Annotated in this window: 9 protein-coding genes, 1 tRNA gene, 1 rRNA gene and 2 pseudogenes; 6 read left to right on the top strand and 7 right to left on the bottom strand. The window is 38.3% G+C overall.

Annotated features, from left to right (window positions below):
• The first annotated feature begins 40 nt into the window (after positions 1–40).
• From H6G96_RS25215 to H6G96_RS25225, 3 genes are all read left to right on the top strand, one after another.
• Positions 41–1,150: a polysaccharide pyruvyl transferase family protein gene (locus H6G96_RS25215; RefSeq protein WP_190914581.1), complete on the top strand. Its 1,110-nt coding sequence runs from the start codon at positions 41–43 to the stop codon at positions 1,148–1,150.
• 486 nt (positions 1,151–1,636) lie between these two features.
• Positions 1,637–2,482, top strand: a complete 846-nt coding sequence (locus H6G96_RS25220; protein ID WP_190914583.1) for an FAD-binding protein — start codon at positions 1,637–1,639, stop codon at positions 2,480–2,482.
• A 421-nt stretch (positions 2,483–2,903) separates the two neighbouring features.
• Positions 2,904–2,975, top strand: a tRNA-Gln gene (locus tag H6G96_RS25225).
• Between the two features lie 89 nt (positions 2,976–3,064).
• Here the strand turns inward: H6G96_RS25225 and H6G96_RS25230 are convergent.
• Positions 3,065–3,544 (bottom strand): hypothetical protein, encoded by a 480-nt coding sequence (locus H6G96_RS25230; RefSeq protein WP_190733042.1) that lies wholly within the window; start codon positions 3,542–3,544, stop codon positions 3,065–3,067.
• A 223-nt stretch (positions 3,545–3,767) separates the two neighbouring features.
• Between H6G96_RS25230 and H6G96_RS25235 the strand changes: the two genes are divergently transcribed.
• The gene (locus tag H6G96_RS25235) at positions 3,768–5,066 is read left to right on the top strand and encodes a hypothetical protein (protein ID WP_190914585.1); all 1,299 of its coding nucleotides are present in this window, start codon (positions 3,768–3,770) and stop codon (positions 5,064–5,066) included.
• 69 nt (positions 5,067–5,135) lie between these two features.
• Here the strand turns inward: H6G96_RS25235 and H6G96_RS25240 are convergent, their stop codons facing one another.
• The 3 genes from H6G96_RS25240 to H6G96_RS25250 all read right to left on the bottom strand — a co-directional run bounded on the left by H6G96_RS25240 (position 5,136) and on the right by H6G96_RS25250 (position 10,503).
• Positions 5,136–6,281: a SpoIID/LytB domain-containing protein gene (locus H6G96_RS25240; RefSeq protein WP_190914617.1), complete on the bottom strand. Its 1,146-nt coding sequence runs from the start codon at positions 6,279–6,281 to the stop codon at positions 5,136–5,138.
• 478 nt (positions 6,282–6,759) lie between these two features.
• Positions 6,760–8,973 carry a Wzz/FepE/Etk N-terminal domain-containing protein gene (locus tag H6G96_RS25245; protein ID WP_190914587.1) on the bottom strand — a complete coding sequence of 738 codons (2,214 nt, stop codon included), beginning with the start codon at positions 8,971–8,973 and terminating at the stop codon, positions 6,760–6,762.
• A gap of 570 nt (positions 8,974–9,543) precedes the next feature.
• Positions 9,544–10,503: a ribonuclease Z gene (locus H6G96_RS25250; protein WP_190914590.1), complete on the bottom strand. Its 960-nt coding sequence runs from the start codon at positions 10,501–10,503 to the stop codon at positions 9,544–9,546.
• A 475-nt stretch (positions 10,504–10,978) separates the two neighbouring features.
• On the opposite strand from H6G96_RS25250, the pseudogene H6G96_RS25255 reads away from it, so the two are divergent.
• Positions 10,979–11,893, top strand: a pseudogene (locus tag H6G96_RS25255) (IS982 family transposase).
• Between the two features lie 60 nt (positions 11,894–11,953).
• Here H6G96_RS25255 and H6G96_RS25260 read toward each other — a convergent pair.
• Together H6G96_RS25260 and H6G96_RS25265 are read right to left on the bottom strand one after the other, a co-directional pair.
• Positions 11,954–13,132 carry a hybrid sensor histidine kinase/response regulator gene (locus H6G96_RS25260; RefSeq protein ID WP_190914592.1) on the bottom strand — a complete coding sequence of 393 codons (1,179 nt, stop codon included), beginning with the start codon at positions 13,130–13,132 and terminating at the stop codon, positions 11,954–11,956.
• A gap of 681 nt (positions 13,133–13,813) precedes the next feature.
• A pseudogene (locus tag H6G96_RS25265) lies at positions 13,814–14,144 on the bottom strand (transposase); the annotation flags it as partial.
• 236 nt (positions 14,145–14,380) lie between these two features.
• Between H6G96_RS25265 and H6G96_RS25270 the strand changes: the two are divergent.
• Positions 14,381–14,566, top strand: coding sequence for a hypothetical protein (locus H6G96_RS25270; protein ID WP_190914594.1), 186 nt, complete (start codon positions 14,381–14,383; stop codon positions 14,564–14,566).
• Positions 14,567–14,643: 77 nt separating this feature from the next.
• On the opposite strand, the gene rrf is transcribed toward H6G96_RS25270, so the two are convergent.
• Positions 14,644–14,761 (bottom strand): 5S ribosomal RNA (rrf, locus tag H6G96_RS25275).
• Between the last annotated feature and the right edge of the window lie 9 nt (positions 14,762–14,770).

Genomic DNA, 14,770 nt, shown 5'->3' on the forward strand with positions numbered 1-14,770 from the left:
AAAACAACACCAAAATCATAGTTCATTAAAGAGGTCAAAAATGAAAATTGGAATTCTAACTTTTCACCATGTAGATAATTACGGTGCAACACTGCAAGCCTGTGCTCTTTGGAGTTTTATTAATAGTCAAGGTTATGATGTTGAAATAATAGATTATCGGCCTATTAAAATAGTATGGATATATTTAAGACCTTTAATTCCACTCAGAAGGCTTGGAAAAGTTTTCGTAAATATTCCAAGAGCTTGGAAAATGAGACAGTTTTTACTTTCTAATGTGAAGTTGAGCGCTCGAAAGGTTTATGATAAAAAAAGTTTGCGATACTATCATGATAAATATGACGTAGTAATATGTGGTAGTGATCAAATCTGGTGTTTAGATTCTTTTAGAGGATTTAATTCTTCTTTCTTTTTAGATTTTATTAATAAGGAAACTACTCGTAAGATAAGTTATGCAGCCAGTTTTGGTAATACCCTAAAATTAGGGGATTATCAAAAAGAAATATATACTTTAATTAATCAATTTCAAACTATTTTAGTTCGTGATTCTAATAGTAAAAGAATTATTAATGATGAATGTAATAAAGAAGCTACAAAAGTTTTAGATCCTACTTTCTTGATTAAATATGATGATTTACAAGAGCCTCCAAAAATAAAAGACAAATATCTTTTATTATATACCCAAGCAGAAATAGGAGCAGAAGAGGAAGATTTTATAAAATTATTAGCAGCAAACCAAAACCTAACTATAATTTCAGTTGGAAAACCTAATCAATTAGCAAAAATCAATTTAGAAGGTGCTGGCCCAAAAGAATGGCTTGGATTACATAGCCAAGCATCTTACATCGTGACTAATACTTTTCATGGTACTGTGTTTTCTATTATTTTCCAGAAGCCTTTTAACGCATTTGTTCCTAGTGATAAGTCAAATAAAGTAAGAGATTTACTTACTGATTTAGGTTTACAAGACAGAATATTCTCAGATCAACTAAAATCCCAAATACTCAACAAGGAAATCTTTGATATTGATTATGAGGCAGTATCTCAAATACTAGAATCAAAGATCCTGGAATCAAAACAATATTTGCTTGAAGCGATTTCACAAGGAGTAAATAATGTAGTTTTACACTCTACCCCTGTAAAAAAAGGTTAAGAGGGTGTTTTAAAAGTATATAGCTGTAATGTTAGACAGTTATTCATCCCCCCCTAACCTACCTTAAAAAGAGAGTAACTGGAATCAAAGCTCCCTAAAGATTTAGGAGGAGCTAAAAGCATTTAATACATCAGTAGCAAATTTTAAAACATCCTCTCAAACCCTTGCACATAAAGAGAGACTAAACAAGCTACGCAATTGATATGTATAAATCATGTCGAACGCAATCATGAATTTGAGATTTACATAAATGAAAAAAGCTTTCCACGGTTTTTACAAAACTAAACATATATTTATTTTATTGTGCCGACTGACTTCACCACTGATTGTGATTTAATTGAAGCATAACCTGTAAGTACGCACTTAACATCATATTGTCATAAGTTAGGGGATAAGTAGATATCCTCTGTTATGGCTGTACAGTGTTTGCCAAATCACAGATGATCTATTTTTATTTAAAGTTCAAAAGGAGTAGAAAGAGTTCAGATGTCTAATTTAAAGATTGAGTCTTTAACATCAAACAGCCTTTCACACTATAGAACTCGACATAACTTCGAGCGAGTAGGAGAGATTAATAGTGTAGATGACCTTCAAGAGTACTGTAATTGGGCTAAAGAAAAGGAAGTCAATATTTACATTATTGGAAATGGCTCTAACACGCTGTTTGTTAAAAAAAATATCCGCTCATTGGTTCTGAAAAATAAACTACCTAAGTACACAAATCCTTTACCTGATAACAGACTCGAAGTATCTTCTTCTGTTTCAGTTATGGAAGTACTAAAGTACTGTTACCAAAACTCTATGAATTCATTTTATTATCTTGCGTCTGTGCCAGCAACTATTGGTGGCGCATTAGCTATGAACGCTGGTAGAGGAAGACAACATGGATGCACAATATATGACTTTGTTGAAAGTGTAACTTTCTTTGAGGATGGATGTATAAAAACACTTGAAAATAGTCAAATCGCCCGGGATTATCGGGAAACTATGTTTACTGGGATGCACTCAAAACTGATATTGAGCGCAGTTTTCAAGTTTGAACAAACACAATTCACTGAAAATCCTCTAACTTCAAGACAAGTTTGGGCAAAAGAACATCAAGATAATACAGCACCTAACTGTGGCTCGGTATTCAAAACTGCTAATTATAAAATACTTGAAAAGCTCAAAGGTCTATCTGCTGGTAAAACTATGTTTTCTGCAAAAACAAGTAACTGGATAATTACTAAATCACAAAGTAGCTATTCAATAATTATTTTAATTAAAATAGCTCAAATTTTACATTTTATAACTAGACAAAAAATTGTTCTCGAACTAATTACAATTGATTAAACAGTTAATGCCAAGAAGATATATTTTAGATAGAAGCAATCTTACTTTTTCAAGAAACAAGGTAGCAGGATAATTTGACTTGTTTCTTTCATTGGTCGCGAGTGTTATTATGCCATTAGGACTGCTCTTAAGAAACACTAATGTTTCTTTACATCTATCATGTGCGATCGCCCGTAAACACCTTAGATACCAAAACCTTACAAATCCACATCCTAACCAAGGTTTTTGCCAAAGATTTATGTAAAGGCTGAAGAGCGTTAGTTCCAACAGATCAAACTTGCAAATTATACATAATACATATTATACAATTAATGTACTATGTACCTAAATTTAGAGTTTCAAAAATCTTATCCGAAATAAACTACTAAAATACTTGACATTAACCCAGGAATAACTGCTATATTAATTAGAGTGAAGTTGTTGGGGCGTAGCCAAGTGGTAAGGCAGCGGGTTTTGGTCCCGCCATCCCTAGGTTCGAATCCTAGCGCCCCAGTAAATGCAAAGACAGGCTATTATGCCTGTCTTTTAAAGTATTTAATTACATTTTTAAGATACGTCTCAATACATCTAGTTCTGTAAATGTTACTTTTCAGGAGATTTGAGAGCTTGATCCAGAGTCTGCCGAGCCTGTTCTGCTTTAGAACGCGCTTCCTGATAACGCAGATTAGCTTGAGCAAAATTTTTGAGAACTTTAAAACCTTCCTTGAGTCGAGTAATTTCCTCTTCTGTTACCGACTCATCGGTGAACAGGACATCAACCGCTTTGCGAATTTCCAACGCTTCAGATCGTGACTCCTGAACTTTCAACTTGAGTGTCGCCAGGTTACTTAGAACCTGGACAGCTTGTGTAATGGTATCCTCACCGCTAGCAGTATCAATAGTTGACTCTTTAACTTCAATTAATTGTTGAGGGCCAAATCCTTCTTCTAATTCCGTGGGTAGCTTTCCTGAATCCATCAGTTCCATCAACTGATCCATTGCTTTATCACGGGCTTTTGCCGAATCTTTTCCAGAAACAGTAAGGATAATTTCTGGGCTTTGAGCAAGAGTATACTGAACCATATTTGAGCAGAAAATTTGCTGGTTAACCAAACTGAGGCAAGTAATTATAACATACTGTGTGTCCGTTTATTTATTGGTAAATATATTTCGGTGTCGGTTTGCCAAATTAATGTAATTTCTATACTTAATCATTTCAAGCTTCATTCCCACCCCTGCCAAGTCGCTTCAAATAAAACTTTATACTTAAGAAAAGAGAATTAAGTTTCAACAGGAGGGGAGAGCAATGGCTCCTAGTCCCACCATCATGCAAGCTGTGGAAAAACTGGGCTACCGTGTCACTGTTGGTGATGTGGCAACCCAGGCAGGATTGAATGTCGCTGAAGCTAATCAAAGCTTATTAGCCCTAGCATCTGATGCTGGGGGACATTTGCAAGTGGCGGATTCAGGTGATATCGTTTACCTTTTTCCACAAAATTTTCGAGCAATTTTGCGTAATAAATACTTCCGATTACGATTGCAGGAATGGTGGAAAAAGGTATGGAGTGTTCTGTTTTACCTGATTCGCATTTCTTTTGGAATTTTCTTAACTGTTTCCATCGCCCTTATAACTGTTACCATCTTCATGATCATTACCGCTGCCAATTCAGATCGTGACGGCGACAATCGGGGCAGTAGTTTTGGGGGTGGAGGGTTCTTCTATTTTCCAAATTTATTCTGGTATCTTAGCCCAAATTATGACACCTACTATCAGGAACGGCGACGTGAAAGGCGAGAAGAAAGCGATCTGAATTTCTTTGAAGCTGTGTTTTCATTTTTGTTTGGCGATGGTAATCCTAACGCCAACTTAGAAGAACGTCGGTGGCAAGAAATTGCTACGGTGATTCGAAGTAACCGTGGCGCAGTGGTAGCAGAACAAATTGCCCCATATTTGGATGACATTGGCGAGGGATATACAAGAGAGTACGAAGATTATATGCTGCCCGTTCTGACGCGATTTAATGGGCAACCATCGGTAAGTCCAGAAGGACAAATTGTTTATTACTTCCCAGAGTTGCAGGTGAGTGCAGTTAAAAAGCGCCGTTATGCAATATCAGATCACTTGGAAGAATTTCCCTGGCGTTTTAGTGCTGCAAGTTCAGGGCAAATTATGCTGAGTGCTGGGTTGGGTGTACTAAATTTTGTTCTTGCTTTAGTACTAAAAAGTTTGTTGGGAGATGGCACTGTTGCTGCCCAATTAGGTGGACTGGTAGCTTTTGTGCAAGGAATTTATTGGCTGCTATTGGTTTACGGAGCAGGTTTCTTAGGCATCCCGTTATTGCGTTATTTCTGGATTCAGTGGCGTAATCGCAAAATAGGCGATCGCAACCGCGATCGCCTTTCCAGATCAAGGCTATTGGCAAGTCCTGATGAATCTTTGCAAAAAAAGATCGACTATGCCAAACAATTTGCCACAGAAAAAGTCATTGGCAACGAAGATTTAGTATATTCCAGCGAAACTGACTTACTCGAACAAGAAGCTGAACATTCTGCACAAATTGACGCTGAATGGCAACGGCGCTTGGAACGTGGCAGTGGGGAATAGAGTGAAGAGTTGAGAGTGAGGAGTGAATAATTAAAATTTATTTAAAACTCCTAACTCCTAACTTTCTGCCTATTTCGCCTGAATTGGTGTTAAAGCTACACCTTGATAATAATGCCCCAAAATTTGTAGATGGTTTACTCCTTGCCGAGCCAGATTGTACGCCCCCCACTGACTCATGCCTAAACCATGACCGAAGCCAAGCCCTTGCAGTACAAAACTACCATCGGCTCCCTTGGTGACGCTAAAGCGGGTACTTCTTAGCTTGAGAGCTGTCCTCACTTCTTCGCGCTGTAGAAGCTTTGTGCCCTTGTTACCGACAATTTTCAAGGCTTTAACACTGCGGAAAGGCGAGAATGTTTCTGGAATCATCGCCGTCACATTACCAACTTCAGGGAATTTAGCGCTAATATCACTCGTCGAGAAGGTTTTTACCCAATTACACTCCTTGATATTTTGATCGTAGTCTTGAACAGCCCGCAGGTACGGCAAGGCATTTCCCCAAACGTCTTCCACGTTTTCGGTGTGTCCTCCAGAACAAGCGTGGAAAACTGAGAGGATAATCTTGTTTTTATAAGTTAGTACTTGCCCTGCTGTTTCATCAACTGCTTTGTAAGTAGCAGGAGATTCACTGATGACGCCTTTGTAAATTTGCCAGCGATCGGGGGTATTACCTAAATCGTAAATGGGATTATTCCGTTGTTTTTCTCGTTCATAGAGGGCGTAGGTGCGGGCTGCGATCGCCTGGGCTTTTAGTGCTTCTTGGGGCCAGCTGGCATTCATTTCGCCACCGAGAACGCTGTAAAGATACTCTTGATCATCAACCCAATTAACAGCAGTTAAGCCTTTGTCTGTGGGGACAACCAGAGTTCTACCCCGATACCAGCGATCGCCAATATAAACGAATCCCTTACCTGTTGGCTCAATCCAAAATAAACCAGACTGCCACTTATCTAAAGCAACTCCGCCAGGAACAGCTTGGGCATAATATGCACTCATTGCTGGTAACTGTCCGAGAGTCCGGCCGGTACTATCCTTGACGATTCCAGTGGTGGAACTGCCCACTTTTACCTGATTAACGCCCCTCTCAATTGCCACGCGGAGAATTACAGATGCTTGGGCTGGGGCAACCAAAGCAATCCACAAGAGAACACTTACCCACCAATAACGTACTTTAATCTGGGAAAATAAAAATCCTAAGTAAAGTTGGAATTTCATGCTGGTCATCTAAATCACATTAGTATCTAATTGACGCTTTGAATTATGGCGTCTATTACTTTAAGATGAGACACTTCTCCAACATAGGAGGTTGCCATCTCCTACTAATTATGCATTTTGGTTTAGCTATCAGGTAGAAATCAGATAATATTGACACTCGTTCTTGGCAAAAATGTCTACCTCTAGTATTAGCGATCACGCATATTAGAAGTTCTCGTCCGTGTTTCATCTTACAAATATTAGTGCGATCGTATTTGAAAACCGCCCCAAAGAGGACACTAAGGACATAAAGAGCTTCAAGAGCGTCCCCTTTTGAAGGATGCTTATTCCGACGCTCGATTACTCGCTAACGGATTCGACGGAAATCATTAGACGCTCTCATAATTGTTAACGTTCTTAGCCTTTACCCTCCTCCCAAAGAGAGAAAGCTTCCACTTCTTTACTGTATTCGCTACTCTTTGCATCTTATTCGATTTACCTACGATGCCAATACTTTTTGAGAATTGCTCACTTCATTAGCGATAATTCCAATTAAATTCAACTTACTCAAAATTTCTGTTGCTTGAATCACTTCAGTTGGGGTTACTTTTCCCATACGCTCTACCATTACGATCCCATTGCAAAAAGTTGCCACAATCCTGGCATCAACTGTACCTAAAATAGGTGAAGTATCTATCAGTACTAAGTCATATGTTTGCTCAAACAACTCTATTAGTTCTTTCATCCGTTGAGAACTGAGCAACTTTACCGTGTCTTCTGGTTCAGGCCCAGCAGTCAAAATATCAATACAGGGGTGAATAGGTTGGATATAATCTTGAAAATGAGTAGTTGTCTCATCAACTAATAACAGAGATAGCCCCCAGTCATTGGATAGTTCCAGAATTTTGTGCAGGCTAGGATTATGTAAATTAGCATCAATAACTAATACCCGTCGGTGCATGCGGGTAGCGCTAGCAACCAGCCCTAATACTAAAGTCGTCTTCCCTTCCCCTGGTAATGCTGAAGTCAACATCAACGACTTGAAAGGTAAGGGATATTTTAATATTTGAATATTTTGGTAGATCATGTCCAGGGTTTCATGGACGGGTAATCTAGTACTGGCTTCTATTACAGAGGAATCTGAACTTTGTCGCCCATTCCAAGGTAAGACCAGCCTCTGCTTTTTGACACCACGCGACGGTAGTTTTGGTACTGATCCCAGTACACGTAGGTTCGTCAGTTTCTTTAAATCTCCCACACAATAAATAGCGTCATTAAACTTTTCCAAAATCAGGGCTGCTAAGATACCTAAAATCGGCCCAATTACTGCTCCTCCAACTAAAAGTAATAATCTGTTGTTTCCCATATAAGTACCCAGAGCAGGTTCTACCAAAACTTGCCAATTATATCCTTCTTGAGCAATTTTTAACCCTAAAGACTGTTGGGCTTGGAGTATTTGTTCAAGGGCTTTGCGGCTAGTTTCTACCCTTGGCAGCAGACGGTTATACTCTGCTATTAAGCTTGGGTATTTATTTAGCTCAAAGCGAAGTCGCTGTTCTGACTCGGCTAAATTCTTTTCATTAGCAGTTAATCCTAAGACAGTTGTTTGTAACAAAATTAACTCGTCTACTAGCTTTGGCTCAACCTCTACCATCTGCCCTTTTAAGAGCGGTTCTCCTTTATTACTAGTAGTAATAGCTTTCACCTCTTGTCGTAATAGCAACAGTTGACTTTGACGTTGCTGCTTTAGTTTTTGTACCGATGGATAATCGTCTGTATAGCGCAACCGCTCCTTAGCCAACCCTAGTTCAGTCTTTTGAATTTCACTCAATAGCGTTTGGTAGCGGCTTGACTGATTTAAACGAGAAGAAATTAGTGCATTCTGCTGAGATGACAAGGCTATTTGTTGCTCTAGATTATCGTAGCGAACCTTGACATCTTGAAGGTGTGCACGAGTGCTTTGTAGCTGTTTTTGAATATCAGCTAGAGATTCTACGAGGATTTTACTTTGGGCTTCGGGATCGAGTAATTTATGTTTCTTGCGAAACTGCTCCAAATTTTTATCAGCTTTACTTACTTCTTTTTTTATCTCAGGTAGGCGAGCATTTACAAAAGCCAGTCCTTGATTGAGACGTTCTTGCTGTTGCTCTTTATTGTATTTTTGATAGACTTTCTGTAGAGCTTTAAGTACTCTTTGTGCTTTGACTGGATCATTATCATTGAAAGAAACTTTAAATAATTGGCTAAAAACTTTATTAGCTCCTACACCTCCCTTTTCTGGAGTCACTTTTAGAGGTGCTTTTTTGTTTTGTTCTGTTTGACCATTAATATCCTCTAAGGTAATATCAGGATAATCAGAACGAAGTAAATCTACAGCTTTCTGAAGCAACTTAGAACTCAGCATAAGTTTCATCTGAGTAGTGGAATCAATAATTTCAGAATTAGAGTCAGTAACCTGAGTATCTTTCCCTACCGGGATATTATTTAACTGTGCCCCTTCAGATAAATTGGAATTCACCAATATCTGCATATTGCTCTGGTAAATAGGTTTGGTAATGAAAGCTAGGAGGCTAGCAGCTGACATAACTACACAGGAAACCCCCAAAACCAGCAAACGTCGGCGAAGCAAAATAGTAGATATTTGTCTGATGTCAACTGCGCCTTGTGCTGAAGTAGTAATCTGTTGCTCTTGATTCAGACTAGTCTTAGCCACTATCAAACTCCTCTAATATCGAAACACTATATTTATTTGGAAGATTTATGAGAAATATGAAATTTTTTTTACACCTATAGCCGCAATAGCATCTTTAATTATTCTTCCAATAATGACAAGCTCACTTGGCACAATATTATGCCAACTAGTGCTTTCATGTTCATCAATTCACGCATATAAATTCTTAATCAGTATTGGAAGAATAAATTTTTAATAAATATTTTATTGGAGTAAGAAAAATCTTGACGAAAAATTAATTATTTTTCCTAAGTATTTCAGTAGAAAATTCTCTGATTTACAAATTAATCTAGTATTAAAGTAATTTTGATAACTTGTAATATAAAAAACACATTAAAAATAATATCTAAACCATAATCTTTGTAGATTATTGATACACTTAATCAACCGTACATTATTGGTTAATTACTTGACTTACCTACTCAAACTAAACTGCTATCTTTTTGCTGGATGTTATGAGTTAGATTACTAAAATCTAAGGTAGAGCCTGGTTAATTTTAGATTTTAGATTATAAAGGTTCAATAAAAAATCTTAAATCTAAAATCCAAAATTTAAACGCCTATCTTGGTTAACTCTACTTCCCGTCGCCTGGGTACTTCATGAATCATGAAATCATAAGCCATGTCAGTGCGAGGAAAAATAGCACGGGCTTCTTGAAGCAGATCCTTCAATTCTAAAGTATTGCCAGGAGCATAGCGGGGACTGAAATGACTCATAATTAGTCGATGTGCCCCAGCAGCTAAAGCTGTTTGGGCTGCCATCGTAGTTGTGGAATGCAGCCGCTGAAAAGCCATATCTGCATCTTGATGGGCAAATGTTGCTTCGTGAATTAATACATCTGCATCATGAGCTAATTCCACTGCACCATCACAATAAATTGTGTCTGTACAATAAGCGATTTTTCGGCCAATTTCTGTAGGGCCGCATAATTGAGTGCCATCAATCACCCGTCCGTCTGCAAGTGTCACTGTTTCACCGCGCTTAAGTTGACCATAAATCCGACCAGGAGGAATTTGCAATGCCTTGGCTTTTTCGACATCAAAGCGCCCTGATCGGTCTTTTTCGGCTACGCGGTAGCCGAAAGCTGTAATGCGATGATGCAAATTACCGCAGCTAACAGTGAAGTCATTGTCTTCATAAATTATCCCTGGACGGATGGCATGGACTTTAATGGGGTAGGAAAAGTGTGTGTAGGAGTAACGAGAGGCGGCTTGAATATAATCATTTAATCCAGGTGGGCCATATATATCAACTCGTTCTACATTGCCTGCCAAGCCGCAAGTAGCAAGAAGTCCCATCAAGCCAAAGATATGGTCGCCGTGCATATGAGTGATAAAAATTCGCGAGAGTTGGCTGATTTTCAGTTCACTCCGTATAATTTGATGCTGGGTGCCTTCGCCACAGTCGAATAACCATAGTTCTGCCCTTTGGGGTAATCTCAGGGCGACACTGGAAACATTGCGCGATCGCGTGGGTACACCGGAACTCGTACCTAAGAATGTTATCTGCACAGCGTTTTTTAATCTTCCTATTGCTCAATTTGCTGCTCTATTTTCTATAGTGACACGCTTAATGAGCAAAATACTTTTGAGAGGAAATCGCTTTTTTAAACCCAACACTCAATTAAAGATTACAAGACTTATGCAAAAATCTTTAAAAAGCTTAATTGATCTAACTATAAAAGCGCTTTCTGCATCTTAATTTACAAAAGACTCCGTCAACGTGCTGCGTCTCATAAATAAAAATTCGTAAAGTGTGCATAAGTGCTAGATTACGCCTAAAGGCTCGTAGTAGTGCTTTAACGTGAGTTCGACGGATAAAAAACGGCAAAAAGCTTGCTAGATATGAAACATGAGAACCTGGGTAGATGTTGCGATGGTACAAAGCGCCCGCCGAGGCGATCGCTAAGATTAATTGAGAATGAGTAAAAAAGGCACAAAAAAACGCCGAGACTAAAAATATCTAAGAAAAATAAGGGTCTCGGCGATGTCTAGCATTGTATCTCGCCTCGATATCGTACAAATATTCTGTGACGTAGATGATTTTTGTAAGCAGTGGGAGAATTTGTGGCAACAAGTACCACAGTTACCATCCACAAAGGGAGAGCGCCGCAGCACTTCCCGAATGCATTTATCAGAGGTAATGACAATTACAAACGCATTTCATGGTAGTGGCTATAAAACTTTCAAGGAGTTCTACACGTTGCACGTAGTACAAAGCTGGCGTGGAGCGTTTCCAAATTTGGTCAGTTACACAAGATTTGTAGAACTCATGCCCTGGTGCAAAATGATTGTTGTGTTGTTTTTTGCATACACGTTATTGAGAAATTACAGGGATTAGTTTTATTGATTCCACACCGATAGATGTGTGTCACAATTGTCGCTCTCATACCCATAAAGTTTTTAAAGGGTTAGTGAAATGGGGAAAAAATTCTGTAGGTTGGCATTTTGGGTTTAAACTTCATTTGATTATCAACGACAAAGGAGAATTGCTGGCATTCAAACTAACTCCGGCAAATGTTGATGACCGTAAACCAGTCCCAGATATGACTCGTGACTTAATTGGTAAACTTTTTAGAGATAGAGGATATATCTCGCAAAAACTATTTGAAGAGTTATACAAACGAGGTTTAGAGTTACTTACTAAATCTAAAAAGAAGATGAAAAACCGTTTGGTAAAACTGATTAATAAAATTCTTTTACGCAAACGGGCGGTAATTGAGTCTGTCAATGACCATCTCAAAAATATGTGTCAAATAGAACACTCTCGGCAACGCAACGTGTGTTTAACTTTTTGGTCAATTTGATGGCTGGTTTGGCTGCTTACACCTACTTGCCCAAAAAACCGTCGATTGATATTTACCCAAAAGATTTACCTGCACTACCTCCTGCCGTTTTCTAACCGTCGAACTCACGTTGCTTTAGTGGCAAAATTCTATCTAATGTACAAATATCAGTCTGGTCATTGCAGTGGCAGAGTCACTATTACTGTTGTGCCAACATCTTGCTCACTTTCTAATTGAATATGGCCACCATGTAGCTCCACACATTTTTTAACTATAGTGAGTCCGAGTCCTGTTCCTTGAATTACACCCACATTACTGGCACGATAGAAGGCTTGAAATAGACTGGTTTGGTCTTTGAGAGGGATGCCCATTCCATGATCTCTTACCTGGAAAGTTGCGAGGCCATCTTTACAAATTAAATCAAACCAAATAATGCTATTTTGAGGAGAATATTTAATGGCATTGGAAATCAAATTTGTGAAGATAAAATTTAGGAGATCCTCATCCATTTGGGCTTGGGTAGATTCACCTTGAAAGGTAAAGATAATGCTGTGCTGGCTACCTGCATTGACTTGAAGAATATCTGTAAGTTCGGTACAGAAATTTACTAAATCCACAAGTGTAGGTTTATATTCCAGTTTTGCTGCTTCAGTTTTACTTAAAAACAATATCTCATCTAAGAGATGAAGCATCTGGTTAATAGCATTTTGTATTCGATCAAAATATTTAGTTCTTCGCTCATCAGTTAGTTTTTTGCTGTTGTATTCAAGGATATCTACAGCCGTCCGGATAGTGGTCATGGGGGTACGGAACTCGTGAGAAACCATTGCTACAAAGTTCGACTTTAACTCGTTGAGTTCCTGTTCCTTTGCCAGCGCTTGACGCGTGCGTTCTTCACTCTCACGTAGTTGGTTGAGAATTTCGCTCCTTTCAATGGCATAGCGAATAGCACGCACTAACCGTTGTATCGTCATTTGATCTTTAACAAGATAGTCCTGTGCACCTTCGGCTAATGCTTGCAGCGCTAAATTTTCATCATCAAGACCTGTTAACACCACAACTGGAATATCGGGTACTGCTGCCCGATATTCTTTCAAAGTATCCAGTCCAATAGAGTCTGGGAGGCTAAGGTCTAAAAGAACTAGGTCAAATCTGCGTTGTTTTATACTAACTATCTGAGAATTATCAAAGGTGAAAGCGGAGTTTTCCCTGCTAGCATTTATTGCCTCAGATAGCCGTTCAACATGTAACATCTGCCATTGTTCTTGATCTGCATACAAAATTAATCGGCGTAGCAGATGAGCATCACTGCGACTATCTTCTACTAATAGAATGTGAATTGTGAGCTTTTCCATAAGTACAGGGTTATATCGTTAGATAATCTCCTGATTTCCTATTCGTCAGACAGGTTAATTCTCTGGTGTTGTAACAATTTAAATTTCTAACCAAATTACTTCTATGGTAATGTTACTGCTATCAGTTAAAAAGTAGGATATCCAACATTTTAAGTACTAATTATGACAACAAAAATACAATTTATATCAACACTTTCCGCCCATCTATTCCTAAATGATTCAAGTCGAGTAAGATTAAATCTGGACAGGAAACATTAGTAAACTCTTCTTGCTGCCGTAAATTGTTCATAGCATTTTCACCATCCTCACCCCAGTGGAAGTTATTGGCGATTTGGGAATTTAAAAAGCTTTAGATTGCTAGATTAGCATTACTAGGGGAGTTTTGAACTAGCAAAACTTCAATGGGTCGCAATATCTGCTCATAAATCATGCGCTTGTTATGCAGCTATTAAACTGCTATGCGGTATATATATTTAAACATACCTTCCCGATAGAACGCACAAGGTTCCGAATAATCTAACTCTTAGCGAAGGGATACAGAACACAAGAAGTCATAAAAATAACAGGATATAGACGGAGGATTAATTTATTAACAATGATAATTTAAAGTAAATTGCTTTTTGTCAATCAGTTAAAATACTCAAAATAGTCTTTATAAGAGACCATTTATAAAATAAATCTTTAGACGACTAGACGACGCAGCATAATACGGGTCATAACGGCATATATTAGCAGCCTCACCCATTTCTGGGATAAGCTTATAATCCTTACTGAAACGACGGTACTGGTTAAACCAGCAATCATGTTCTTTCTACTACCCACCGTTTGGGCAAAATCTGAAATTCTTGATTAGTACGCTGGATTACCTCAACATGAGCTTGAATCATCAGTCGAACACAGAGCGCAAATTTATTACCGTCATAGCCGGAATCAACCCACATAACTTCAACTTTTTCCAGTAATTCTGGACGCTCTTCTAAGAGCTAATTTCTAAACTTAAGTAAAGTACTCGTCTAGTATGGGTTTTAGGAATTTAAGTCAATAAAGTACTGCTTAGCTGAAACTCAGAGCTAGTAATGAGTTGAGTACTTTTAAGATTTTTTTTACGAATCAGCTCTAAACCCAAACGCATCTATTAAATATTTAATATTTTTAGCTATGGCCATTCTGTAAAAGACCAATTAATTAAATTTGTTACTGGTCGAGGTGGCGTATCAATTATAACTTTAAGTTTAATTGAGAGAAAAGTTGGTAAAACTAATTATTCTTAATATTACTTTAGTTCTCGATCCACAGATTTCCCCTGCCTACGTCGTAGCTGATTTATATAGTCACTGGCGAAGATACAGAATTGAAGAGGCTTTTTGTGTAGTTAAACGTTTGTTTATTGGAACTCTCGTAAGATGGGTAGCAGCTTATCAAATACCAAACTAAATTGAGGACTATAAACAAAAACCCCCTAGTTGGTATGTGAGCTAGGGGGTTTTTGTGTTTTAGTTAGTAAAAAAAGAACCTGGCATCGAGCTATTTTTGCGTAGGGCTACCCCTAAACTATCGTGGCCGCAGCAGCGTTTCACCTCTGAGTTCGGGAAGGGTTCAGTGTGGTTCCACCGCGCAATAGACACCAGGAAAACTTGT

This window comes from Nostoc sp. FACHB-892 (genome assembly GCF_014698795.1).
In the GTDB taxonomy this organism is placed as follows: Bacteria; Cyanobacteriota; Cyanobacteriia; order Cyanobacteriales; family Nostocaceae; genus Nostoc.